The organism is Alkalicoccus luteus, from assembly GCF_012034335.1.
GTDB lineage: Bacteria > Bacillota > Bacilli > Bacillales > Salisediminibacteriaceae > Alkalicoccus > Alkalicoccus luteus_A.
On sequence record NZ_JAATHJ010000002.1, the window covers coordinates 94066 to 119775 of the forward strand.

27 protein-coding genes are annotated in these 25710 nt (G+C 46.5%); all 27 read right to left on the reverse strand.

What is annotated here, in order from left to right:
- Position 1: 1 nt before the first annotated feature.
- The 27 genes from flgC to smc all read right to left on the reverse strand — a co-directional run bounded on the left by flgC (position 2) and on the right by smc (position 25608).
- Complete coding sequence (gene flgC, locus HCN83_RS02020) at positions 2 to 445, reverse strand: flagellar basal body rod protein FlgC (protein ID WP_168004642.1); 444 nt, start codon at positions 443 to 445, stop codon at positions 2 to 4.
- Between the two features lie 7 nt (positions 446 to 452).
- A complete protein-coding gene (gene flgB / locus HCN83_RS02025; protein WP_168004643.1) occupies positions 453 to 848 on the reverse strand; it encodes a flagellar basal body rod protein FlgB in 396 nt (131 codons plus the stop codon).
- Between the two features lie 625 nt (positions 849 to 1473).
- Positions 1474 to 2250, reverse strand: coding sequence for a GTP-sensing pleiotropic transcriptional regulator CodY (gene codY / locus HCN83_RS02030; protein WP_168004644.1), 777 nt, complete (start codon positions 2248 to 2250; stop codon positions 1474 to 1476).
- 20 nt (positions 2251 to 2270) lie between these two features.
- Entirely contained in the window at positions 2271 to 3674 is a 1404-nt protein-coding gene (gene hslU, locus HCN83_RS02035) for an ATP-dependent protease ATPase subunit HslU (protein ID WP_168004645.1), read from the reverse strand.
- Between the two features lie 14 nt (positions 3675 to 3688).
- The gene (gene hslV, locus HCN83_RS02040) at positions 3689 to 4237 is read right to left on the reverse strand and encodes an ATP-dependent protease subunit HslV (RefSeq protein WP_168004646.1); all 549 of its coding nucleotides are present in this window, start codon (positions 4235 to 4237) and stop codon (positions 3689 to 3691) included.
- A 14-nt stretch (positions 4238 to 4251) separates the two neighbouring features.
- The gene (gene xerC / locus HCN83_RS02045; protein ID WP_168004647.1) at positions 4252 to 5133 is read right to left on the reverse strand and encodes a tyrosine recombinase XerC; all 882 of its coding nucleotides are present in this window, start codon (positions 5131 to 5133) and stop codon (positions 4252 to 4254) included.
- An 82-nt stretch (positions 5134 to 5215) separates the two neighbouring features.
- Positions 5216 to 6520, reverse strand: a complete 1305-nt coding sequence (trmFO, locus tag HCN83_RS02050; RefSeq protein ID WP_168004648.1) for an FADH(2)-oxidizing methylenetetrahydrofolate--tRNA-(uracil(54)-C(5))-methyltransferase TrmFO — start codon at positions 6518 to 6520, stop codon at positions 5216 to 5218.
- Between the two features lie 80 nt (positions 6521 to 6600).
- Positions 6601 to 8670, reverse strand: a complete 2070-nt coding sequence (topA, locus tag HCN83_RS02055) for a type I DNA topoisomerase (protein ID WP_168004649.1) — start codon at positions 8668 to 8670, stop codon at positions 6601 to 6603.
- A 61-nt stretch (positions 8671 to 8731) separates the two neighbouring features.
- Entirely contained in the window at positions 8732 to 9556 is an 825-nt protein-coding gene (dprA, locus tag HCN83_RS02060) for a DNA-processing protein DprA (protein WP_168004650.1), read from the reverse strand.
- Positions 9557 to 9844: 288 nt separating this feature from the next.
- A complete protein-coding gene (gene sucD / locus HCN83_RS02065; RefSeq protein ID WP_168004651.1) occupies positions 9845 to 10756 on the reverse strand; it encodes a succinate--CoA ligase subunit alpha in 912 nt (303 codons plus the stop codon).
- Between the two features lie 3 nt (positions 10757 to 10759).
- Positions 10760 to 11929 carry an ADP-forming succinate--CoA ligase subunit beta gene (gene sucC / locus HCN83_RS02070; RefSeq protein WP_168004652.1) on the reverse strand — a complete coding sequence of 390 codons (1170 nt, stop codon included), beginning with the start codon at positions 11927 to 11929 and terminating at the stop codon, positions 10760 to 10762.
- Between the two features lie 137 nt (positions 11930 to 12066).
- On the reverse strand, positions 12067 to 12369 hold the full coding sequence (locus HCN83_RS02075; protein ID WP_168004653.1) for an EscU/YscU/HrcU family type III secretion system export apparatus switch protein: 303 nt from the start codon (positions 12367 to 12369) through the stop codon (positions 12067 to 12069).
- Positions 12366 to 12632, reverse strand: a complete 267-nt coding sequence (locus HCN83_RS02080; protein ID WP_168004654.1) for a hypothetical protein — start codon at positions 12630 to 12632, stop codon at positions 12366 to 12368. The genes HCN83_RS02075 and HCN83_RS02080 overlap by 4 nt, the downstream gene beginning before the upstream one ends.
- A 28-nt stretch (positions 12633 to 12660) precedes the next feature.
- Positions 12661 to 13848, reverse strand: a complete 1188-nt coding sequence (locus HCN83_RS02085) for a hypothetical protein (RefSeq protein WP_168004655.1) — start codon at positions 13846 to 13848, stop codon at positions 12661 to 12663.
- Between the two features lie 21 nt (positions 13849 to 13869).
- The gene (locus tag HCN83_RS02090) at positions 13870 to 14637 is read right to left on the reverse strand and encodes a ribonuclease HII (RefSeq protein WP_168004656.1); all 768 of its coding nucleotides are present in this window, start codon (positions 14635 to 14637) and stop codon (positions 13870 to 13872) included.
- 63 nt (positions 14638 to 14700) lie between these two features.
- Positions 14701 to 15549 (reverse strand): ribosome biogenesis GTPase YlqF, encoded by an 849-nt coding sequence (ylqF, locus tag HCN83_RS02095; RefSeq protein ID WP_168004657.1) that lies wholly within the window; start codon positions 15547 to 15549, stop codon positions 14701 to 14703.
- 24 nt (positions 15550 to 15573) lie between these two features.
- Entirely contained in the window at positions 15574 to 16083 is a 510-nt protein-coding gene (lepB, locus tag HCN83_RS02100) for a signal peptidase I (RefSeq protein WP_168004658.1), read from the reverse strand.
- Positions 16084 to 16326: 243 nt separating this feature from the next.
- Positions 16327 to 16677 (reverse strand): 50S ribosomal protein L19, encoded by a 351-nt coding sequence (gene rplS / locus HCN83_RS02105; protein ID WP_168004659.1) that lies wholly within the window; start codon positions 16675 to 16677, stop codon positions 16327 to 16329.
- Between the two features lie 126 nt (positions 16678 to 16803).
- Positions 16804 to 17532, reverse strand: a complete 729-nt coding sequence (gene trmD, locus HCN83_RS02110) for a tRNA (guanosine(37)-N1)-methyltransferase TrmD (protein WP_168004660.1) — start codon at positions 17530 to 17532, stop codon at positions 16804 to 16806.
- A 1-nt stretch (position 17533) separates the two neighbouring features.
- Entirely contained in the window at positions 17534 to 18049 is a 516-nt protein-coding gene (gene rimM, locus HCN83_RS02115) for a ribosome maturation factor RimM (RefSeq protein ID WP_168004661.1), read from the reverse strand.
- The gene (locus HCN83_RS02120) at positions 18042 to 18455 is read right to left on the reverse strand and encodes a YlqD family protein (protein WP_168004662.1); all 414 of its coding nucleotides are present in this window, start codon (positions 18453 to 18455) and stop codon (positions 18042 to 18044) included. The genes rimM and HCN83_RS02120 overlap by 8 nt, the downstream gene beginning before the upstream one ends.
- A gap of 86 nt (positions 18456 to 18541) precedes the next feature.
- A complete protein-coding gene (locus tag HCN83_RS02125; RefSeq protein ID WP_168004663.1) occupies positions 18542 to 18769 on the reverse strand; it encodes a KH domain-containing protein in 228 nt (75 codons plus the stop codon).
- A gap of 21 nt (positions 18770 to 18790) precedes the next feature.
- Positions 18791 to 19063, reverse strand: coding sequence for a 30S ribosomal protein S16 (gene rpsP, locus HCN83_RS02130; protein ID WP_168004664.1), 273 nt, complete (start codon positions 19061 to 19063; stop codon positions 18791 to 18793).
- Positions 19064 to 19274: 211 nt separating this feature from the next.
- Positions 19275 to 20618, reverse strand: a complete 1344-nt coding sequence (ffh, locus tag HCN83_RS02135) for a signal recognition particle protein (RefSeq protein WP_168004665.1) — start codon at positions 20616 to 20618, stop codon at positions 19275 to 19277.
- Positions 20619 to 20629: 11 nt separating this feature from the next.
- Complete coding sequence (locus HCN83_RS02140) at positions 20630 to 20956, reverse strand: putative DNA-binding protein (RefSeq protein WP_168004666.1); 327 nt, start codon at positions 20954 to 20956, stop codon at positions 20630 to 20632.
- A gap of 69 nt (positions 20957 to 21025) precedes the next feature.
- The gene (ftsY, locus tag HCN83_RS02145) at positions 21026 to 22021 is read right to left on the reverse strand and encodes a signal recognition particle-docking protein FtsY (protein ID WP_168004667.1); all 996 of its coding nucleotides are present in this window, start codon (positions 22019 to 22021) and stop codon (positions 21026 to 21028) included.
- Positions 22018 to 25608, reverse strand: coding sequence for a chromosome segregation protein SMC (gene smc, locus HCN83_RS02150; protein ID WP_246238070.1), 3591 nt, complete (start codon positions 25606 to 25608; stop codon positions 22018 to 22020). Before smc ends, ftsY begins: the two co-directional genes overlap by 4 nt.
- Positions 25609 to 25710: the final 102 nt, after the last annotated feature.

A 25710-nucleotide genomic window follows, 5' to 3' on the forward strand; every position in this document is an offset into this window, starting at 1 on the left:
CTTATCTTCCAATTTCAAGTGCGCGCATTAGCATACTCTTATGCGCGTCAAAAGCAGTTATATTCGCCTCGTATGACCTCGTTGCCCCCATCAGATCAATCATTTCTTTTAGCGGATCGACGTTTGGCAGCTGTACATAACCGTTCTCATCTGCATCCGGATGCTCCGGCTGATACATCTCTTTAAATGGAGTCGTATCTTCGCCAATCGCACTGATTGTTACTCCCGCAGGCTCACTTCCGCCTCCGGCTTGCCGCATATGCGCTCTGAAGTCCTGATTTTGCTGAGACTGCATGTGAACAAGCTTCCGCCTGTATGGCTCCCATTCTCCATCTACCATTCTGCCTCTTGTCGAGTCAGCGTTAGCCATGTTAGCTGATGTAACGTCCATTCTAAGACGGTGAGCTGTCAACGCTGATGCGCTCACATTCATTCCATTAAACATGAATCAGCTACCTCCCTTTTCCAATTGCAGTTCGTATTGAATTAAACTGGCTGTTCATCCGTTCAATTAATGAATGGTAGTAAATTTGATTTTCTGCCATACTGCTCATCTCTTTATCAATATCCACATTATTGCCGTTATGGTTAAATGTAGTGGCTCTATTCTCTGTGACATAGGCCTGACCGTTTGAATGTTCACCAAAGTGAACATGCTGGTCAGACGTTCTCCTCGCTGACAGCCTGGCCTGCTCTTCATCAAGCTGATGCTGAAACACCGTTTTTTGTGCTTTATACCCTGGTGTATCTGCGTTAGCAATATTAGCTGCTGTCGTTTTCTGACGAAGAGCTGAAGCATTCAGTGCATTTTCCATCAAAGTCATCTTATCATTATGTAAGAGATTCATGCGTCAATATCCTCCTTTATGACCTTAATGTGTGTTTAAACTATTCTAATAGTATTAAAAAGTAAGCCTTTTGTCCAAGGTAATTATCAGATTGAAACAATTAAATGCAAAAGTCCCTATTAAAATAAGACTAAAAGACAAGGAAAAATTTGTCGAATTTATATTCTCTTTTCGTACAATAGCACACTACTCGCCAATCCGGTGTAAATTTTTTGTGAATCTATGAAAACATGTAAAAAGAGAGACGATTTGACTAATCAATTCGTTTAACTGACTCTTTACCTCAGTGACTTGCTTTAATTTTCTGGCTTTTTTTATGCTCAGAGCAACCGCTGTACGGGGGCACATATGCCAGTTGAACCGTGCTCCTTCGATGCCAAGCACCTTTCGTTCGTGTAAGTTGCTTCAGCTTTAGCAGTCTGATCTTTACCGGCATTATTACTTGGGTGGTCATATATTGTCATAAAAGATACAGCTCGCATCCCCCTCAATAGAGTTATCAATAACGCCAGTTAACACGACAAAGAGTCGACAATCCTGATAGCGATTGTCGACTCAATTAAAAAATTTAAAATCTTCCGTATACAGTTAATCTTTTTAAACGGAACCTACCCTAAGCCAGCATTTAATTCTTATGCTTTTGCAGCTCTAAGAGAAACTTGTCGTTCAAAACTTTAATATAAGTGCCCTTCATGCCAAGAGATCTTGACTCGATAACACCGGCACTCTCCAGCTTACGAAGCGCATTTACGATTACGGATCGCGTAATACCAACCCTGTCTGCTATTTTAGATGCAACGAGCAGCCCTTCATTACCATCCAGCTCCTGGAAAATATGATCAACAGCTTCCAGTTCACTGTATGATAAGGAGCTGATGGCCATTTGTACAACTGCCTTGCTGCGTGCTTCCTGTTCAATTTCCTCCTGCTTCTCGTGCAAAATTTCCATGCCAACAACAGTTGATGCGTATTCTGCGAGCAGAAGATCATCGTTATCAAATGAGTCGTCTAATCTAGCAAGAATAAGCGTGCCGAGGCGCTGACCGCCGCCTTGAATTGGAACAATTGTAGTCAATCCGTTTTTAAACAAGTCCTTGTTTTCAACCGGAAAAGCAGTATAGTCGGACTCAATATCCAAATTGGAAGATGTTTCCTCTATATTGAACAGTCCACTCGTATACACTTCAGGAAACTGACGTTCTTCAAGCATCGATTTCATACGCTGATTTTCAATTTCCTGTTTAATAGCATAGCCCAGCAGCTTACCGCGCCTGCTTACGATAAACACGTTTGCTTCGATCACATCGCGCAGTGTAACTGCCATATCTTTAAAGTTGACTGCCTGGCCTCCGCTTTTTTGCAGCAGGTCGTTAAGTTTTCTCGTTTTTGATAGTAAATCCATCTGTATCTGCCTCCAGTAAATTATAGTATATAGTGACTGACGTCTGTATTGCGCGCTAGTGCTGAAAGCTTATCGTCTACATAGTCTGCGGTGATCCGAATTTCTTCCATTGTAATGCCGGGAGCCTCGAACAATAAATCTTCAAGCAGCCTTTCAAGAATCGTATGCAGCCGGCGTGCACCAATGTTTTCCGTATTCGTATTTACTTCAGCTGCCGCTTCAGCAATTTTACGGACCGCATCATCATCAAAGCTTAAATGGATGCCTTCTACCTCAAGCATAGCAGCATACTGCTTTAACAGTGCATGCTTTGGTTCTGTCAATATGTTGACAAAATCTTCTGTTCCTAAAGAAGTAAGCTCTACCCTTATAGGGAGTCTACCCTGGAGCTCCGGAATTAAATCAGAGGGTTTGGAAAAATGAAATGCCCCCGCCCCGATAAAGAGCATATGATCCGTTTTCACAGGCCCGTACTTTGTCATAACGGTTGATCCTTCAATCACCGGCAGAATGTCCCGCTGCACACCCTCTCTGGACACATCTGCTGACTGCTGCCCTTTTCCAGCCACTTTATCAATTTCATCGATAAATACGATTCCGAGCTGTTCGGCACGCATGACGGCTTCGCGGGTGACTTCCTCCATGTTAATCATTTTCTGGGCTTCCTGCTCACGCAGCACCGGTCTTGCTTCACGGACCGTCATCACTGCTTCTTTCTGCTGTTTGGGCATCATACTGCTGAACATTTCCTGCATGTTCATACCCATCTGATCCATGCCGCCCTGAAACATGTCAGCCGGTCCCCGGCTTTGCTCCTCTACAAATATCGTCACTTCTTCATCTTCGAGCATTCCCTGGGAGAGCTGATCCTGAAGACGTCTGCGAATTTCGCGGTATGACTCGTCCTTCGAAGCAGGCTGTTCATCCTCTTCAGAATCTTCTTCTTCGTTCCCCTGAAAAAACATTTCTAACGGATTTCGATAGGACGGAGCTTTTTTCTTTTTTTTGTGAGGGTGCAAAAGCTCTACAAGCTTTCGTTCGGCGGCTGTATCCGCCTTGCTGCCAACCGAAGCGGTTTTTTCTTCTTTCACGAGTCTGACAGATGCTTCTACCAGATCCCGGATCATGGACTCCACGTCCCGGCCGACGTAGCCGACTTCCGTAAATTTTGTGGCCTCTACTTTCATGAATGGAGCGTTCGCCAGCTTTGCAAGCCGTCTGGCTATCTCGGTCTTACCGACACCTGTCGGACCGATCATTAAAATGTTTTTAGGCGTTACTTCATCCCGCACTTCCTGAGGAAGCTTACTGCGGCGGTATCTGTTGCGCAGGGCAACGGCGACTGAACGTTTCGCCGCTTTCTGGCCGACAATAGTCTGATCAAGCTGTTCTACTATCGCTGCAGGTGTTAAATCTCGTTCCACGAGGGTACCCCCTTTTATTGAGTGCTTACTTCTTCAACTATAATATGGTCGTTTGTATAGACGCATAAGTCGGCTGCCGTTCTAAGAGCAGCTTCTGCAATTTCAGCAGCGGTAAGGTGCGGCGCGTGCTTTTTTAGCGCTCTGCCGGCGGCCAGCGCATAATTGCCGCCGGAGCCGATTGCTGTTATGCCATCATCGGGTTCAATTACTTCCCCCGTGCCGGCGATCAGGTAGAGGCTTTCTTTATCCATGACGATTAGCATCGCCTCTAAACGCCTCAGAACCCGGTCGCTGCGCCATTCCTTTGCAAGTTCTACAGCAGCCCGCTGAAGATTGCCGCTGAATTCTTCCAGCTTTGATTCAAATTTATCATACAGCGTAAAGGCATCTGCTACAGATCCGGCAAATCCTGCTGTTACCTTTCCGCGATAAAGAGTGCGGACTTTTTTGGCGGAATGCTTCATGACGACGGCATTTCCGAAAGTTACCTGGCCGTCACCGGCCATCGCACAGCCTCCATTATGCTTAACTGCAAATATCGTTGTACCTTTAATTTTCTCCATTCGAATCCTCTTTTCTAAGCTCTCGGATGGCTTTGATTATACACAGCCCTGAGTCTGTCCTTTGAAACGTGCGTATATATTTGTGTGGCCGCAAGACCTTCATGACCAAGAAGTTCCTGTACAGTCCGCAAATCTGCACCGGCATTCAACAGATGTGTGGCGAATGAATGTCTGATAACGTGCGGACTAATTCGACTGCTTACGGAAGCATCTTCGGACAGTTTCAGCAAAATCTTTTGAATCCCTCTTGCACTCAGCCTGTCTCCACGGTAGTTTAAAAAGATAGCTTCGCAAGTCGGGGACAGAGAGGACCTTGAATCGATTAAATAACTTTCGAGTGCATCAGCGGCGTAGCTCCCCACCGGAACATACCGCTCTTTACCACCTTTACCATGGACAAGGAGAGTCCCAAGATCGCTGTCATAATCACTAATATCCGCTTTTACACACTCTCCCACACGAATTCCTGTCGCGTAAAGCAGTTCCAGTAAAGCACGGTTACGTACATCCAGTGCTGTTTTGTCGGGAAGGGACTGAAAAAGTGCATTCAGTTCTTCCTCATAGAAAAAGACCGGCAGTTTCCGGCCTTTTTTCGGAGCTGACAGCAGCGCTGCCGGGTTTTCAGCATGCACATCTTCCCGATGCAGAAAACGATAAAAGGCCCTCAGCGAAGACAACTTTCGGGATACTGTCCTCCTCGAGGTACCATGTGCATACAGCTCCGTTAAAAATCCTCTGAGCTCTGCTGTTCCTGCTTCCTTTATCTCTTTCTTATAGCGGCCGTTCAGAAATAAGCTGTATTCGTCAAGGTCACGCTGATACGCCTGAACCGTATGAGGCGAGGACCTTTTTTCAATTCTCAGATAATCAATGAAGGAACTCATTATTACATCCATATTATCCCTTCCAGTCCGGACTTTATCCACACAATTAGAGCTACTAAATAGTATCACAACTTAGTAGCTCTTTCAATTATGTTTACATTTTTTTCACAAAATTCTGAATGGAGTCAAGCGCTCGCTCTGCATATTTCTCATACCGCTCCTGTTTCCCTTTTATACGTTTTTCAAAGGGAGGTACCAGCCCAAAGTTCACGTTGATCGGCTGAAAATTATCGGGGTTGGCACTTGTAATATAGTGAGCCATGGCACCGATCATCGTTTCTTCAGGAAATGTCAGCGGTTCTTCTTCGTTCAGCAGCCTGGCTGCGTTGATACCTGCTGTCAGACCTGAAGCTGCCGATTCCACATACCCTTCTACCCCGGTCATTTGGCCCGCAAAAAACAAATCGTTGCGCTCCTTGTACTGGTAAGTCGTATGAAGCAGGTTAGGTGAATTGACGAACGTATTTCGGTGCATCACTCCGTACCTGACGATATCTGCATTTTCCAATCCCGGAATCATACGGATTACCTCTTTTTGAGGACCCCATTTCATGTGTGTTTGAAATCCTACGATATTATAAAGCGTACCGGAAGCATTGTCCTGCCGAAGCTGAACCACCGCGTAAGGCCTCTTTCCACTGTCGGGAAGTTCAAGACCCACTGGCTTCATCGGTCCGTAAAGCAGCGTTTTCCGTCCTCTGCCAGCCATTACTTCTACCGGCATACAGCCTTCGAAGAACATCTTTTTCTCAAATTCTTTCAAAGGGACGGTTTCAGCCGCAATGAGCGCATCATAAAAGCGGTTGAATTCTTCTTCCGTCATAGGACAGTTTAAATATGCGGCTTCTCCTTTATCATACCTGGATTTTAAATATACCTTTTCACGGTCTATTGAATCCACTTCAATAATCGGTGCAGCTGCATCGTAAAAGTACAAATATTCCTCACCAGTCAGTGCCTTCAGTTTAGCAGCAAGGTTTTCAGAGGTAAGCGGACCAGTGGCAACAATAGTCGGCCCTTCCAATAAATCTTCTACTTCTTCAGTGTGAACGGTAACGTTTTTATGTTCTTTAACAAGGCTCGTTACTTTAGCAGCAAATTCATGCCGGTCCACTGCAAGTGCTCCACCCGCCGGAACTGCACATTCATCAGCTGCACGGATGATAACAGAATTGAGCTGACGCATCTCTTCTTTCAACACGCCAACAGCATTGGTTAAACTGTTTCCGCGCAGCGAGTTGCTGCAGACAAGCTCAGCAAACTTATCCGTATGATGCGCAGCTGTCTGCCTGACCGGCCTCATTTCGTACAAATCAACTTGAATTCCTCTTTCCGCCAGCTGCCAGGCTGCTTCGCTTCCGGCCAGTCCTGCTCCTACGACATTAACAGATTGATTCATTTGTTATTCGACTCCTTCCCGTTTAGTACAGCAGAAAGCCGTCTGAGTACGCTCAGACAGCTTCCGCGTGAACATGCAGCTCAGTTTCTCTCTTCCTCATAATCGCAGGATGAACAGGTGACGTGTGTACCTTTTTTAGACTTTTTCTCTACAAGCATGCTTTCGCATTTTGGGCAAGGCCGAGCGATCGGTTTGTCCCAGGAAATAAAATCACACTCGGGATATTGATCGCACCCGTAGAAAATCCGTCTTTTCTTGCTTTTTCGTTCGACGACCTGTCCTTTCTGGCACTTTGGACAATCGACACCTATTTCTTTTACGATCGCTTTCGTATTGCGGCATTCAGGAAAATTGGAACACGCCATAAACTTGCCGTAACGTCCCATTTTGTAAACCATTTCATTACCGCATTTTTCACAGTCTTCACCAGCTGGTTCGTCTTTAATTTCGACTTCCTTCATTTCTTCTTCAGCGGTTTTCAGCCGCTTTTCAAATCCTTGATAAAAGTCATCAATGATTCCGACCCAGGAGTTTTTGCCTTCTTCCACTGCATCGAGATTTGACTCCATTGAAGCAGTAAACTCGACATCTAGTATCTCTGGGAAGAACTCTTCGATGAGTTCCAGCACTATGGTACCGAGCTCCGTAGGAATAAACCGTTTATCTTCCAGTGCTACGTATCCTCTTCGCTGGATTGTATCAAGCGTCGGCGCATAGGTGGACGGACGCCCTATGCCCAGCTCCTCAAGCGTGCGGACCAGTCTGGCTTCTGTATACCTTGGAGGCGGCTGTGTAAAGTGCTGATTCGGTACAATTTCGTGTGCTTCCGTCGTTTCTCCTTCTTCAAGATCCGGCAACAGCCTGTCTTTTTCCTCTTTCCCGTCATCGTTTCCTTCGATGTAAACTTTCATAAAGCCAGGAAATTTCATTTTGGAGCCGTTTGCCCGGAATCGAACACCGTTATTATCAAGATCGACTGCCATTGTATCCATGACAGCAGGCGCCATTTGGCTGGCAACAAGGCGCTCCCAGATAAGCTTATAAAGACGGTACTGATCTCTTGATAAGTACTGTTTAACCGCTTTCGGATCAAGATCAGCTGAAGTAGGCCGGACCGCTTCATGCGCATCCTGAGAATTGGTAGACTGCTTCTGCTCCCTTTCTTGCCCTAAATAATCACTGCCGTAATGAGATTCAATGTAAGCCTTCGTTTCTGCCTTGGCCGTATCAGATATTCGAGTCGAATCAGTACGCATGTAAGTGATAAGACCTGTTGTCCCGCTTTTGCCGATATCGATCCCTTCGTAAAGCTGCTGAGCAAGCATCATTGTTTTCTTTGCACGAAAGTTCAGCTTTCTTGCTGCTTCCTGCTGCAGAGAAGACGTAGTAAACGGCACAACCGGATTTCGTCTCCGTTCCCGGCGAGTTACTTTTTCCACCTTTAAATCATTTCCATTCATCTGCTCCAGAATCTGATTTACTTCTTCCTCGCTGGTAAGATCGGTTTTTTCTCCATTAACATGGGTGAATTTCGCTTCAAATTTACGGCCGTCTTTTTCAAGCTCTGCCGTAATTGACCAGTATTCTTCCGGTTCAAATGCATTGATTTCATTTTCACGGTCAATGATCATTTTAACTGCTACTGACTGAACCCGGCCTGCACTAAGTCCCTTTTTCACTTTTTTCCAGAGCAGCGGACTAATGTTATAGCCGACCAGCCGGTCCAGCACCCGGCGTGCCTGCTGGGCATCAACCAAATTCAGATTAATCTCTCGCGGATGCTTAAACGAATCTTTAATAGCCTGTTTCGTTATTTCGTTAAATACAACACGGCATTTGGAATCTTTATCAATATTTAAGCTATCTGCTAAATGCCAGGCGATTGCTTCCCCTTCTCTGTCAGGGTCAGCAGCCAGATAGATTTTTTTCGCTTTTTTAGCGGCTTGTTTTAACTCTTTTAAAATCGGACCTTTCCCGCGGATCGTAATATACTTAGGAGAGTAGTTATCTTCTACGTCTACACCCATTTGACTTTTAGGTAAATCGATAACGTGACCCATCGATGCTTTAACGACATATTTTTTCCCTAAATATTTTCCAATTGTTTTCGCTTTAGCGGGAGATTCGACGATTACGAGGTAATCGGACATATACAGTTTTCCTCCCTTGTTACAACTTTGAAGAATCTCCCCTATTATTAAACACTCTATCTCAATTTGTCAAACAACTTTTGCGCCTGAGACAGGCTTCGAGCTCTTCTGACAAGTGAATTGGCTTGCTGATCAGTCCTGCCCCGTCCCGAATGAGCTCATTACACCCTTCCATAGATGGTTCTGCATAAGATCCTGGCACAGCAAAGACTTCCCTGCCCTGCTCAAGAGCTATTTCCGCTGTAATAAGGGAACCGCTTCTGGCTGCTGCGCTGACTACGAGCACTGCGTCAGCAAGTCCGCTGATAATCCGGTTTCGCTCAGGGAACATCCATCGTTCAGGCTTTATATTCGGAGGATATTCGCTGAGCACCAGCTCCTTCCGCTCCAAATCTTTTTTCAGGTTCCTGTTTTCTGCCGGATAGCATGAACCATGTCCATGACCGAGAACAGCAGCAGTGCGAATTCCCGCCATTGATGCTGATCTGTGAGCGTGGCTGTCAATCCCCGCTGCCAGACCACTGATAATCGTTGTCTGATCCGGAAGCCCTTCCGGCATTAATCGGTTTAATGCTGTCACAGCCTGCGCAGGAGGTTTTCGGGATCCGACGACTGCAAGCTGCAGGCCGGTTGTGACGATTGAAAGATCACCTCTGAAATAGAGTGCCGCCGGCGGACAGCTGATGTGGCGAAGCTGCTCCGGATAATGACTATCTGCAAATGTGACAACCTGTATATCTCCACTGTCACTGCGGTTGCCATTCTGAAGAGTCTGACGAGCCGCCCACACGGTTTTACGAACGTTCGGCGGCCAACTTACCGGGATTTCCCCCATCGTCTTATGAAGGCAGCTCAGCTCATTATCGGCGTGTATAATTTTATGCACAACTCTACTGTTCCCTCCGCACGCTTCATGTAATGCTAAAAGCTTGTTACGATCCATTTTGACCAGCTCCCAGTCGTTTATTTTTGAGACATGAATTGACCTGGCGCAATCTGCTGATTTTAAAGAATAAACTAAAGTCACATTCAAATAAGTTATTAGCTTCAGGCGTCGCTGTCTAAGATTGTTGAAAGCTGTTTGATTGCTGCAGCGCAGACTTTTACAGAACCAAAAAAGAGGCGTGGAGAGGGATCAATTCCCTTTCCACGCCTCAAAAAAATCAGATGCGGCTTAATTTACCGCGTGCGTGACACACTTATCATAGATATTATTTTCCTTCAATACTTCAATGAGTGTCTCACCCATAACCGCCGGTGTTTCTGCTACTTTAACACCTGCACTGTTTAATGTGCTGATCTTTTCATCAGCTGTACCTTTGCCGCCGGAAATAATCGCACCGGCATGACCCATACGCTTTCCTGGAGGTGCTGTTTTACCGCCGATAAATCCGACTACTGGTTTCGTCATATTATCTTTAATCCATTCAGCTGCCTCTTCTTCTGCCGTACCGCCGATTTCACCGATCATGATGACCGCGTAAGTATCGGGGTCTTCATTGAAGAGCTTCAGAACATCGATGAAGTTCGTTCCGTTTACCGGATCCCCGCCGATGCCGACTGCTGTTGACTGTCCAATTCCTTCCGTAGAAAGTTGATGAACAGCCTCATACGTTAGTGTACCGGATCGGGATACAACACCGACATGACCTTTTTTATGAATATAACCTGGCATGATACCGATCTTACATTCTTCAGGTGTAATAACACCAGGACAGTTCGGTCCGATCAGACGAGTATCTTTGTCTTCAAGGAACCGCTTCACCTTGATCATATCGACGACAGGAATACCTTCTGTAATCGTGATCACAAGCTCAATTCCTGCATCTGCAGCTTCCATAATCGCATCAGCAGCAAACGGTGGCGGAACATAGATGACGGAGGCATTTGCTTTTGTTTCGGCAATCGCTTCCTCCACCGTGTTAAATACCGGCACACCTTCAATTTCAGTACCGCCCTTACCTGGTGTAACGCCGCCGACGATCTGAGTTCCGTACTCAATTGCCTGCTTCGTGTGAAAGAGGCCGGTAGCTCCGGTGATTCCCTGCACGATCACTTTCGTATCTTTATTCAGTAAAATACTCATGTATTAACCCGCCTTTCCAACTGCCTGGACGATCTTTTGAGCACCATCTGCCATTGAGTCAGCAGATGTGATATTGAGACCGGATTCGTCCAGAATTTTTTTGCCGAGTTCCACATTTGTTCCTTCGAGACGGACAACAAGCGGCAGCTCGAGACCCATCTGTTTCGTAGCTTCCACGATACCTTCTGCAATAACGTCGCATTTCATAATTCCGCCGAAAATGTTTACGTAAATACCCTTTACGCTTTTGTCGGAAAGAATAATTTTAAATGCTTCTGTTACTTTTTCAGCTGTTGCTCCGCCCCCAACGTCGAGGAAGTTGGCCGGATCGCCGCTGTAATGTTTAATGATATCCATCGTGGCCATGGCAAGTCCGGCACCATTGACCATACAACCGATGTTACCGTCCAGCGAAATATAGCTCAGGTCATATTTTGACGCTTCAATTTCTTTTTCGTCCTCTTCATCCAGATCGCGGAGCTCCAAAACGTCTTTTTGACGATAGAGAGCGTTGGAATCAAAGTTCATTTTTGCGTCCAGAGCCATGACGTTTCCATCACCGGTCGTAACGAGCGGATTGATTTCTGCAATAGAGCAGTCTTTCTCTTCAAACGCCTTATATAGACCTAGCATGAATTTAACGGTCTTACCGACCAGCTCTTTCGGAATGTTCATGTTGAAAGCCAGTCTGCGTGCCTGATATGGCATCAGTCCGGTAACGGGGTCGATCACTTCTTTAAAGATTTTCTCCGGTGTTTCAGCGGCTACTTCTTCAATCTCGGTACCGCCTTCCTCTGACCCCATCATGACGATTCGGGACGTATCACGGTCCACAACGAGACCAACATAATATTCGTCCTTAATATCGCAGCCTTCCTCAACTAGAAGACGTTTCACTTCTTTTCCTTCCGGTCCAGTCTGATGGGTAACGAGAACCTTGCCGAGAATTTCTTCAGCATATGTACGGACTTCGTCCAGGTTCTTAGCTACTTTTACACCACCGGCTTTCCCTCTTCCTCCGGCGTGAATCTGTGCTTTGACAACGGTTACATCTGTTCCTAAAGATTTTGCTGCGTCAACGGCCTCCTGGCGCGTGTAAGCAACTTTACCATTAGGGACAGCCACACCATAGTCACGTAAAATTTCTTTACCTTGATACTCATGGATATTCATAGCCATCCTCCTCAATTGAGTCGTTGGTACTTGAATCAATGTGAGCCTCGTTTAAATGAGAGGCTTTTCACACAATCATCATTTTACAATAGATTGCCTTCTTTATACACCGATAACGTTAAAAAAACTCTAAATTTTTATGAATTCGGGTTTTTATCAGTCAGTCTGCGGACTTTTTCTTCTTGATCGAGTCTGTAAATATACAAAAATATCTCTGCTGCAGCGTCGTAAAGTTCACCAGGAATTTCCTGATTTAATTCCAGTTGAGAAAGCACTTCCGCCATAGACGGGTCCCGATAAACCGGAACTCCGCTCTCATTTGCCCGCTGAATAATATCCTCTGCACGGAGCCCTGCCCCTCTGGCTTTAACAGAAGGGGCAGTGTCCTTTACCGGATCGTAGGCCAGTGCTGCGGCTTTTTTTCTAAAGTGCTGTTTCATATGCGGATGTCCACCTTCCCGGTATGGAACGAACCTTGGTGAGGTATTCCTCTGGTCGTTTGCACTGTGCTGTTTTTCCAGATGACACCTGATAAACTATATTGCATTTCACCGAGAGCTGAATCCAATTTTTCAAACCACTGACCTTTCAAATCAGCCGGTTCCGGAAAATGGCTGTAAACGGCAATTGAGACAATTCGATTCTGAATCTGCACATCGATCGTCATTTCACCAAAATGCTCCATCTGCAGATAAAACAACATCCGGCAATGGTTTTGATTGATTGTACCATCAGCCGTTTTTTTTACCTGACCATTGAATATGTATTCCGGTCTGATCAAGAGGGAACGGTATCATACTCCATATTCCCGGTGCCTGGGGCTGATCCGATGAGACAAGCTGCAGACCCGAAATGATTCGTACTGCAGCATCGGCCGTGTTGCCTGCTTTTGGAGCCATTCCCTTAAGCAGTTCCAGCTCTGATTTGATTTTTCCAAGCTCTGATGAACCACCTGGTAGTTCGCCGCTTCCCGGTAGCGCCTTTGGAAATAAGAGAGCATGATCAAGCAGCAGATTTCTCGTAAAAGAAGACTGCAGCAGCGCGGCTGACTGAACATCCCCGCGCAGCTGCGGGATTTCCCGTCGCGCCAGAAAGTGCGGAAGGCTGCTTTCAGTAAGTTTTACCTGCATCGCTCCTGTAGCGTGTTCAGAACCCTTGAATTGAGCGGAAGCTTGCAAAATTTGTTTCAGAACAGCCGGCCACGCAGAGGCTTCCGGCCTTTGATTTCCAAATAATACATGAAGGATCGTTTCTCTGTTCCGGCCACTTTGAATAAGCGATTCATTAATAAGCCTTTCAATCATTGGCAACTGCGGTACAATCGTCCGGTCGCCTGCGTTTTTCAGGAACGGGAATTTCCTTTCTGAGCCCGGCGGCACAGCTTCCAGTGAGGATTTAAGCAAACTTCCTAACTTATCCGTTTCAGACAGTGCCAGTGCAGCTTGAATGGTCTCACCCCGGACAGGCATCCCCCTGGAATGAAGCAGCGCCAGTGCCTCCATCATTTTAGCGGGCGGAATGTTATCCCGAATCCTGATTTTTGTAACTGCTTCGATCTGACTGCCGAGCAGAGGCATTCCTTCTCTCTGAAGCATCCGGACAGTCTCTGTATTTGGCTTTGAAACCTCTGTCTTCAGATAGGGAAGCAGCTTCTCCGGCTGAGATAAAGATCCGGCTTCGCGCACGATTTTCAGCAGCGGCACAGTATCAGATGGTTCGACACGAAACCAGTAATGACGGTTTTTCTCTACTCCGGTCTTCAGTTCTGCCGTTAAATTTTTTCCGTTCACGATCAGCTTTGCCATATTGCCGGGGTATAATTCCGTAACACGCCCTTCAATCATACTTCCTGGCTCAAGCCTGACTGCTGACATTACTCCTGACGAGAGCTGGTTTTGCAAAACATGAAGAATATCCACAGCTACACCTCTTTGTTTACATCATGATTTAGAGTGCATCCGCTCTCTCACCGGTGAAAAGCTGCGCCTGTGGGAAGGAGTCGGTCCAAGACGCTCGAGAGCCTCCAAATGTTCACTCGTTCCGTAGCCTGCATTTGCTTTAAATCCATAGCCCGGATAGATCCGGTCCAATTCGCACATTTCGCGATCCCGCGTGACTTTTGCAACAACTGATGCAGCAGCAATTGAAACAGAGCGGGCGTCGCCTTTTATTAAGTTCATCTGGTTAATCTCAACGGGCAGTGTCATAGCATCAACGAGCAAATAATCAGGCTGAACGGGGAGCTCCTGCACTGCGCGAAGCATTGCTTTTTTAGAGGCTTCATAGATATTATATGTATCAATCTCCTCCGGCGTGCAGCTTCCGATCCCGACAAAGGCGCAGGACGAGATTTCTTCAAACAGCTGCTCTCTTTTTACTTTCGGTATTTTCTTGGAATCGTTAAGCCCGGGCAGATATGTACCTTCGGGTAAAATCACGGCTGCTGCTGTCACACCTCCTGCAAGAGGTCCCCGACCGACTTCATCCACCCCGGCGATATAACTATAATCATGCAATTCGCACTCATACCGGGACATCTCCTGCCACAAGTCCTGTTCGTTCTGCTTCTGTTTTATCTTTCTGTCAAATTTCTTTAACTCCGCCTGGACACCCCTGCGGCCATCCTCCCTGAAGGGGGCAGCAGCTTTTTCATCATCAGTCTGCTGCAGTAACTGTTTAATTTCTTTAATAGTAGCGATCTGTCCCACTCCCTGTGATTTAGCTAAATGGATAAAATGAAGCCTACTTTAGTTTACATAATAATAGTATGGTTAAGTAACTGGTTTTTCCAATGTTACTGGTCCAAACAATCCCTGGCGGAAATCGCGGAAGATAATTTCTGCCGTTCTGTCATAGTCTACATGCCCACCTGAAATAAGACAGCCTCTTTTTCTGCCAATATCATCGAAGAGCTCCACTTTGTCCTCAGGAATGGAATCGAGGTTATAGCGGCTCTTCAGAAGCTGTGGATATTCAGATGCCATAAATGTCAAAAAGAAAAGTACGGCATCCTGAAAATCAAAAATCTCCTCTTTCACTGCTCCTGTTAAAGCAAGCCTGTATCCGACGGCTTCATCCTCAAATTTAGGCCAGAGAATTCCCGGCGTGTCCAGCAGTTCCAATGTGCTTCCCATTTTGATCCACTGCTGCTTTTTCGTTACGCCCGGTTTGTCTCCGATAATTGCAATTTTTTTACCGGCTAGTTTATTAATAACAGTTGATTTCCCTACGTTTGGTATCCCTACAATCAGCGAGCGCAGCGGTCGTGGATTGATGCCTTTGCGTTCCCATTTTTCATATAGCGGGGCAGCCAGTTTCTGCACTTCTGCCGGTATCTGCTTCATACCTTTTCCGTGCTGGGCGTCGATTGTTAACGGTTTTACGTTTTCCTGTTCGAAATAAGCTTCCCATTCCCTGGTCAACTGCGGATCTGCCAGATCTGCCTTATTTAACAGCATGAGTCTCGGCTTATTTTCCGTTACCTCTTCAATCATCGGATTGCGTGAAGACATCGGAATCCGGGCATCCACTATTTCCATTACTACGTCGATCATCTTCAATTTTTCCGTTACCTGGCGTTTCGCTTTTGCCATATGTCCCGGATACCATTGTATTTTCATATATGTCATCCCCTTACATTAATCTTAATTTACTATTCCTGCACTTTCAGGAGGCCAGAAAATAAGCTCTGCTTTTCCGGATATCTGTGCAACCGGCACTGAACCTATGTGGCGGCTGTCATAGCTGTTCAGCCTATTGTCCCCAAGTACATAAACATGGTCAGCAGGCACAGTAAACCGTTCACCTGACTGCGTTTCAGGTTTTGAACCGGATAAGAAAGGCTCTGCTACAATCGTTCCATTTACGATAAGACTGCTGCCCTCATACCAGATCGTATCTCCGGGAAGTCCGATAACACGCTTCACGTAATGCCTGTCATCGTCTGCAGTAAAGACGACAATATCGAAACGCTCCGGATCATTGAAAACGTATCCGACATGACTGATCAGCATCCTGTTTTCATTGCGGAGGGAAGGTTCCATTGAATCACCGTCAACTACTGCAGGCGAGTACAAAAACAGCCTGACCGAAACTAATACAAGGACACAAAGCACAACCGCTGTAAACCATCTCCACTGCTCTCCCGGGTACATTGAACTCACTCCTCCAGTCATTGACAGATTCATGTTTATTTTACAGTACGTCGTTTCAGATTGCACCGCATGACTGAAATGACATTCCTGTTTCCTGACAGCAGCTTCAAGATATTATTTATTCGTTCATCACATTCTGTCGATCAATGGTTTCGCAGGAAGCCGTAAACAGGATGTAGAAAATCCATCTTCATCATAATCAAAAAAACCGCCCCGGCGACCGGGACGGCTTCCATTTTTAAATTAGCGCATAGAACGCTCTGGAATACGAGCTGCTTTTCCGCGAAGGGAACGCAGATAGTAGAGCTTCGCACGACGAACCTTACCGCGGCGCTTCACTTCGAGCTTGTCGATACGTGGAGAGTGTACTGGGAAAGTACGCTCGACGCCAACATTGTAAGATACTTTACGAACGGTGAACGTAGAGCTGACTCCAGAACCGCGGCGCTTGATGACGACACCTTCGAATACCTGGATTCGCTCACGAGTACCCTCGACAACCTTAGCATGAACACGTACAGTATCACCTGCACGAAATTCAGGGATGTCAGATTTGAGCTGTTCTTTCGTAATATCACGAATGAGTTGTTCCATTATTGTCCGCCTCCTTCCCTACAGATACTCATGTCTAGTAAACAGCGGAATATCTTGATCTGGCCTTTCAGCCACAAAGAATATCATATCACAGCAGCTTCATGATGACAAGGCAGTTTCCTTGATTCATTCAATTTCTTCCCATAATTGAATGAGCTTTCGCTCTGCGTCTGATAATGACGCTTTTTTTAACAGGTCAGGGCGGCGTTCCCACGTTCTTCGCAGCGATTGTTCTCTCCTCCATGCTTCGATATTGGCATGATGGCCGGAGAGCAGCACTTCCGGAACTTTAAGCCCGTTAAAATCAGCAGGCCGAGTATAGTGCGGGTATTCAAGCAGCCCCGTGCTGAAGGAGTCCGTAACGGCAGAAGTATCATTTCCCAGTGCTCCGGGAAGCAGCCTTGTCACACTGTCCGCAAGAGCCATAGCACCGATTTCTCCTCCGGTCAGAACATAGTCCCCGATCGAAATCTCGTCGGTTACCAGCTCCTGTCTGATCCGCTCATCGTACCCTTCATAGTGACCGCACAGCAGAACGAGTTCTTCTTCATTTGCCAGCTCCTCCGCTTTCGCCTGCGTATATTGTTCCCCTTGAGGACAGAGCAGGATGACTCTTGCTTTGGAACGGTCAGCGGTCTGTTCAACTGCGTCAAACAGCGGCTGAGGAGTTAGAACCATACCGCCTCCGCCTCCGTATGGATAATCATCCACCCGCTGATGCTTATCCTTGCTGAAGGTCCGGAAATCGATAACGTTGTATGATACAATGCCTTTTTCCTGTGCATTCTTTAAGATCGAATGATTGAACAGTCCGTCAAACATCTCTGGAAATAACGTTAAAATTGAAATTTTCATGCTATTCCAGTCCTTCAGGAATACGGACAGTGATAAATCCGTCGCGCTGGTTTACGCTTAACACTACATCCTCAATATAAGGCAGAAGAAGTTCTCCTTTTTCAGTGTCAAGGACCCAGACGTCATTTGCTCCTGGCTGGAGAATTTCTTTCACTGTTCCAATTCTGTTTCCGGCCTCATCATACGCCTGAAGACCGATAATGTCATGATAGTAAAATTCTCCATCAGCCAATTCATCATCTTCGAGCGATGATTTTTCAATCTTCAATATACGTTCTTTTAATGCCTCTGCTTCCGTCACGCCTTGAATTTCTTCAAACGTAAGCAAATCGAAGTTTTTATGCTGCCTCCAGCTGGACACAGTCAGAGAAACCGTGGCGCCGGATGAATCGAAAGCAGTTAACACTGCTCCAGTCCGGTAGCGCCTTTCCGGAAAATCTGTGCGGGATATTACCCGCACTTCGCCGCGGATACCGTGAGTATTCACGATTTTCCCGACGTTAAGCCAATCAGTCATCTTCCATGCCTCCGTGGCGAAGTTCATGCACGAGGCCGTCTTTGACAACGATTTCTGTGCCTTTCATGATCTCATCCCAGTTGTCGCCTTCTGCAACTTCCTCAATCATCTGGATGGTGCCTTCCCGAAGCTCAGCTCCGATTTCCAGTTCTTCAAGCTGACCGAGCTTCAGCTCGATTTGGCGGATGCGTTCCTTACGCTTGGCAACTTCTTTATTAAAGCTTTCCTGAAGGGACTTTTGATATTTCGGATCGTTGTTTTCCTTCATTTTTTTATGTAGAACAAACTCCAGCTGCTTTAATTCATTGTTCAGCTTATACTGGCGGGACAAAAACTGTTCCTGCAGCTTTGTTCTGCTGTCCTCTGTTAAAATCTGCTTTACTACCACTTTTTTGATGATCTCCAAATGGAGCACCTCCTCATTGTCATTCCCAACCAAGTATACATGGTTTTCAGGATGAAAAAAAGAGCAGATGCCGAAGCACCCGCTCATTAACCGATATCCAGCTGAACACGCTTTCTATTTCCAGCACCGGCTGCAAACACAACCGAGCGGACAGCTTTGGCAATTCTGCCGTGTCTGCCGATCACTTTCCCCATATCGTCCGCGTGAACCTCCAGGCGGATGAAAAGGGAATGACCTTTATCTTCTTCGGTTACACGGACGTCGTCAGGGTGATCAACCAGCGCTTTTGCGATTGTTTCAACCAGTTCTTTCAACAGTCATCCACCGCCTGTTTTTTATTTGTTGTTTTTTGCTTCGTGAAGACGCTGCATCAAGCCTTTGCTTGAGAAAAGGTTACGAACAGTGTCGGATGGCTTAGCGCCTTCCATCATCCATTTTACAGCCTTTTCTTCATCCACGCTGAACTCTACAGGGTTCTTAAGCGGATTGTATACGCCAATTTCTTCAATAAAACGCCCATCACGTGGTGCGCGGGAATCTGCAACAACAACGCGGTAGAACGGAGATTTTTTTGCTCCCATTCGTTTCAGACGAATTTTAACTGCCATGTGTTTCACCTCCAAAAATGTCTTACACGATTAATTATATTAGCATATCCGGGCACGGGTGGCAACCCTAGTAAAGGAAAAAATCTTTACAGTACATTTTTTCCTGCTAAAACAGGCTCTCTTGGCTTTTGATGACAAATAAAAGCAATCGTTAAATCGAGTATTACAGCTTTTTTTCATCTGTAACGCACAAGTTTATAGAAATACCGCATTACATAAACGGCATCTTGAAGCCGCCTTTTTTCTTCCCTTTGGACATACCCGTCATCTGCTTCATCATCTTCTTCATTTCGTCAAACTGCTTAATAAGACGATTCACTTCCTGAATATTCCTGCCGCTTCCTTTCGCTATCCGCCGCTTGCGGCTTCCGTTCAGGACAGCTGGATTATCCCGTTCTTCCTTCGTCATACTTTTCACGATTGCTTCTATATGAGCAATCTGCTTGTCATCTACCTGAAGATTTTTCATTCCTTTCATTTTTCCTGCTCCGGGCATCATTTGCAGCAGCTCGTCGATTGGCCCCATATCTTTCACCTGTGCAAGCTGATCAAGGAAATCATCAAACGTTAAATCATTCGAACGCATTTTACGTTCGAGTTCCTTCGCTTTTTCCTCATCGACGTTAGTCTGTGCCTTCTCAATCAGACTGAGCATATCGCCCATTCCTAATATTCGTGATGCCATTCGCTCCGGATGAAAAGGCTCCAGTGCATCTGATTTTTCTCCCATACCGGCAAATTTAATCGGCTTACCGGTTACAGCTTTAACCGAAATCGCAGCACCGCCTCTCGTATCCCCGTCGAGCTTCGTCATGACGATACCGGTAATTCCAAGCCGCTCATTAAAACTTTCAGCAACATTAACGGCATCCTGACCCGTCATCGAATCGACGACGAGAAGCACTTCATCCGGTTTTACAGCAGCTTTAATCTGGTCAAGCTCTCCCATCAGATCATCGTCCACATGCAGGCGGCCGGCTGTATCAATCAAAACATAATCGTGGTGCTCTTCTTTCGCCTCAGCAACTGCTTTTTCCGCAATTTCTACCGGACTGACTTGATCACCCATAGAAAAAACCGGCATGTCCAGCTGCTTGCCGAGTGTTTCCAGCTGCTTTATCGCCGCCGGACGGTAAATATCGGCAGCGGCCATGAGCGGCTTGCGATTATGCTTTTTCCGAAGATGCAGTGCAAGTTTTCCGGTGGTAGTCGTTTTACCTGCCCCCTGCAACCCGACCATCATAACGACTGTAGGCGGCTTTTGCGCCGTATTGAGCCTGCTCTGCTCGCCGCCCATAAGCTCGGTCAGTTCCTCATTTACGACTTTAATAACCTGCTGCCCGGGCGTCAGGCTGTCCATCACTTCCTGGCCGACAGCACGTTCCTTCACATCTTTAATAAATTGTTTCACGACTTTAAAGTTAACGTCCGCTTCCAGAAGGGCAAGCCGGACTTCCCGCATCATATCTTTAACGTCCTGCTCCGTTACTTTTCCTTTGCCTTTAATCTTCTTCATAGAGCCTTGCAGACGTTCAGCTAATCCTTCAAATGCCATTTCAGCGCCTCCTACTCAATTTTTTCAAGGCCTGCGATCAGCTGTTTCAGCTTCGTATCGCTGCTGTCCTCGAGGAGATCCCTCAGCTCATTCAGCTTCGAGCGCCGTTCCTCATATTTTTTAAGAAGCTGCAGCTTCTCTTCGTATTCTTCCAGCAATAGCTCTGTCCGGCGAATATTATCATAGACTGCCTGTCTGCTGATGGAAAAATGCTCAGCAATTTCACCAAGAGACCAGTCATCCAGATAGTACATGGACATATACTGATTCTGTTTTTCGGTTAACAGCGCGTGATAAAAATCGTATAGATAATTCATGCGTATCGTTTTATCAATCATGTCTGCACCACCTTGTTAAGGACTGGACCTTTACACATTAATGCTACTTGACACACGTTTTCCTGTCAATCAGGAACTCTCCTGTTCTTCACGTTCTATGACATCTGCAAACAGGCCGTGCACATATTGATCGGGATCAAATTCATGAAGGTCTTCCACCTTCTCTCCAAGTCCAACAAATTTTACCGGTATATCCAGCTCATTTCGAATTGCAAGCACAATTCCACCTTTTGCTGTTCCGTCAAGCTTTGTTAAAACAATGCCGGAAACATCTGTCGCTTCGCCGAACATTTTCGCCTGCGTCATGGCGTTCTGTCCTGTGGTAGCATCGAGAACGAGCAGCACTTCATGTGGCGCCTCGGGAATTTCTCTTGTGAGCACCCGCTTCACTTTCTCGAGCTCTTTCATCAGATTGACTTTATTTTGAAGCCGCCCGGCTGTGTCACAGAGCAGTACATCCGCTTTTCGCGACTTAGCAGACTGGATCGCATCATACATGACAGCTGCCGGATCAGAGCCTGCCTGTTGTTTTACGACCTCCACGCCGGCCCGCTCTCCCCATACTTCAAGCTGTTCGATAGCTCCTGCGCGGAAAGTGTCCCCCGCAGCAAGCATCACGCGGCGGCCTTCGTTTTTAAATTTTTGCGCCATCTTGCCGATCGTCGTTGTTTTTCCTACGCCGTTTACACCGACAAATAAAATAACAGTAAGGCTGTCTTCCTGCATATTCAGCTTCGTCTCCTGCTCATCACGAACGAGAAGCTCTGACAACTTTTCAGAAATGAGTGGCTGCAGATCGACTGATTTCTTAATATTTTGCCGAAGTGCTTCCTCACGAAGCTCATCAACCAGTTCCATTACCGTGTTAACTCCAACATCTGAAGCAATTAAAATATCTTCCAGTTCTTCGAAGAATTCTTCATCCACGGTCCTGTAGTCCATCATCAGTTCATTCATTGCTCCAACAAATGATTCTCTCGTTTTAGACAACCCGTCCCGGAACTTATCTGTCACTTGATCTGTCTGATTGGACAATTTATCCTTCAGCTTTTTAAAGAAACTCATTTATTTTCCTCCTTTAATGCTCCGGCTTCTACAAGTTCCCGGCTTTCTTCCAGCCGAACTGATACAATGTCTGATACACCTGACTCCTGCATCGTAATCCCATACAAGGCGTCCGCTTCTTCCATCGTACCTTTTCGGTGCGTGACGACGATAAACTGAGTATCACGGCTGAATTCCTTCAGGTAGGAAGCAAAGCGGTGCACGTTTGCTTCGTCCAGAGCAGCTTCCACTTCATCCAGCACGCAAAATGGTACCGGTCTGGCGCGGAGTATTGCAAACAGCAGAGCGATAGCTGTCAGTGCACGCTCACCTCCGGATAACAGTGCCAGATGCTGCAGCTTTTTACCGGGCGGCTGTGCAGTGATATCCACTCCTGTCTGAAGTAAATCTTCTTCATCAGTCAGTTTCAGTGAGGCGCTCCCTCCCCCAAATAAGGAACGGAAAACTTCCTTGAAATGCGACTGAATTTCCGTGAAGGCGTCCATAAATCTTGTTGTCATTTCTGTATCCATTTCTTCAATAATAGATTCCAGCGAAGCCTTCGCCTGTTCCAGATCCAGCTGCTGGCCGCTTAAGAAATCATACCGTTCCTTCACTTCCGCATATTCATCAATCGCTCCAATATTTACCGGACCAAGCTCTTCCATGCTCATTTTCAACAGCTTTACTTTTCGTACAGCTTCTTCGATCGGCTCCTGTAGAGGAAATTCGGTCTCTGCTGCCTCATACGTAAGCTCATAATCCTGCTGAAGCTTTTCCAGCCTCGTATCCAGTTCCACATCAAGCCTGCCTTTTTCCAATTCTACAGAATGCTTCTGTTCGCTGCAGTAGGTTAGCTGATTTCTGGCTCTGGAGCATGCCTCATCAAGCTGTGTAACTTCATCTGCAAGCTGCTTTCTCGTCTCTTTCAGACTTGTCAGCTCTTTTTGCAGGTGCTTCCGTTGTTTGCGGCTTTCCTGCAGCTTTTCTTCTATACTCGTAGAATCCAATGCAGATTCGCTTAGCTCTGCCTCAAGCAGACTGTTGGCCTCATCTTTTTCGATGATTTCACGCGTCAGTTTCTGAACAGCAGTCTGGATACGAGACGTGTTTTCACGGGCGCTTCGGACTTGTTCCTGACCGGCAGCTTTTGTCGCTTTCAGCTCTGAAATACGCTCACGCAGTTCCTCTTCCCGCGTACGGTCTTCTTCTCGCGCTTCAGTGAGTTCCGAAATATGTTTGTCTGCCTTTTCCAGCTTGCGTTCTGCTTCAGAGAGAACAGCCTGTTTCTTTAATTTAATTTCAGTTAAAGAATTGAATTCCCGCTTGATTTCTTCCAGCTCGAAGCTGATCTGCTCTGTTCGTTCTTTCTCATGCTCTTTTTTTATTGCCAGCTCGTCAACTTTATTGCGTGCAGCCGCTTCGGAGTTCGTTACTGCTTCTGCTTGCTGACGAAGCGAGGCCAGTTTATCGCTGAGAGTGTTTCCTTCATTCTTCGCATCCACCAGCTGCTTTTCTGCTTTATTCGTCTGCTGCTGCAGTTTAGCTTTCTGTCTTTCCAATTTATCAATTTCCTGCTTGCGCCCAAGCAGTGATGCTTGTTTAACATTGCGGCTGCCTCCTGTCATCGAACCGCCTGCATTCACGATGTCACCTTCGAGTGTGACTACACGGTACCGATACTGAACAGCTGCAGCTGCTTGTTTGGCATGGTCCAGTGTCTCAGCCAGGATCACATTGCCAAGCAAATGTTCAACCACTCGTTCACGGCCTTCCTCAGCTCTGACCGCTTCTGCTGCAGTGCCGAGATAGCCCTCAATCTGGTTAAGTTTTGACCGGTCTGCTGCTCCTACTGATCTCGGCTTAATAGTAGAAAGCGGGAGAAAGGTAGCACGGCCGAGTTTGTGGCTGCGCAGGTACCGGATGGCTTCCTGAGCTGCTGATTCATCTTCTGTTACGATGTGCTGCTGGGCAGCACCTAGAGCTGTCTCCAGTGCCGTCGTATAGGCTGCAGGTACGTGAATTAATTCCGCCACCGCTCCAGCAATACCTGGAAATCGCTGTTCTTTTTCTTTTAAAAGTTCTTTAACCCCGTGAAAGAAGCCGCTGTATTCCTGCTGCATGGTCTTAATTGAATCAAGCCTTGCTTCCAGCTGGTGCAGACGGTGGAGTGCTTCATAGTAAAAGTTCTCTTTCTTCTCGTAAGTTGAACGAAGCTCTTCATACCGGCGATTCGTTTCCCTCCACGTGTGCTGAAGCTCGTTCTTTTTCAGCTCCTGCTGCTTCCATTCCTGCTCTGCTTCCCGAAGCGCTGCGATCAGTTTATCCAGCTCTGCTTTCCGAGCCTCAGAGGACTCCGTTTTTGATTCCGTCCGCTTTTCACCTCGTTCAAGCTGGTCTTCCAGATACTTAAGATCATTTGCAGCGCTCGTCTTTTGATTCAACAGCTCGAAATATTCGCTTTTCCAGTCCTCGAGCAGCATTTCTTTATCTCCGGTTGCTGCTGAAAGACGGGTCAGCAGACGTTGTAATTCTTCATCTGCCTCGTCCGCTTTTTTTGAAGCATCTTTGAGAGCTTCTTTCGCACGGCTTAGTTCGGTTTCAAGATTGCCCCGCTCCAATTGCAACTGTTCCAGCTCTTTACGGTATTGACTTCTGTTTTCCGAGTAATGTTTTTTCCGTTCATTCCACAGCTCGCGAAGTCCTTCCTGTTTCTCTGTCTCTTCACTCACATGGAGAAGCTCATTTTGCACCTCATCCAGCTTATTCTCTGCATCCTCGAGAAGCTTTCGGCGCCGTTCCTTTTCTTTAAGCTGTCCTTTCAAGGCACTGTCAGCCCGATTGTGCTGAACTTCGAGTTCTTCCAGCTTTTGGCCGGCTTCTGACCATTTATGATGCCGTTCCTTTATTTCTTCTACGAGGACGCCTGTTTCTACTTGACGGAGATCTTCTTTGAGTCCTAAAAATTCATCTGCAACCGCAGCTTGTTCTTTTAAAGGCTCGAGTCTCGATTCAATTTCAAAAAGAATGTCTCTGACTCTGCTGAGATTATCCTCGGTATCATGAAGCTTTTTCGCCGCCTGCTGCTTCCTCTGTTTATATTTACGCACTCCGGCGGCTTCCTCAAAAATCGCGCGGCGGTCCTCTGATTTCGAACTTAGTATCTCTTCTACCCGGCCCTGTCCGATAATGGAAAAGGACTCTCTGCCAATACCGGAATCCATAAACAGTTCGACTATATCTTTAAGACGGCACGGCTGGCCGTTTATTAAGTATTCACTTTCACCTGAGCGCAGGACCCTTCGAGTAACAGCAACCTCCGTATATTCAACGGAAAGCTGCTTCTTCTCATTATTTAAAACGAGTGTGACTTCCGCCATGTTCTGGGCGGCTCTACCCTCGCTGCCTGAAAAGATGATATCTTCCATTTTGGCACCGCGCAGATTACGTGCGGATTGTTCACCCAGCACCCACCTGACACTGTCTGATATGTTGCTTTTCCCGCTGCCGTTAGGTCCGACAACTGCAGTCACTCCGTTTTCGAACTCAACTGATACAGCTTTTGCAAACGATTTAAAACCCGACAGTTCAAGCCGCTTCAGGAACATGCCACTCACCTCTGTTTCCTCAAAATAATCATTCTAACCAGCCTATTTTATCACAGTTCGGCCGTATTATTAACAACCCCGGCAAAAACGAGTGTAACCATT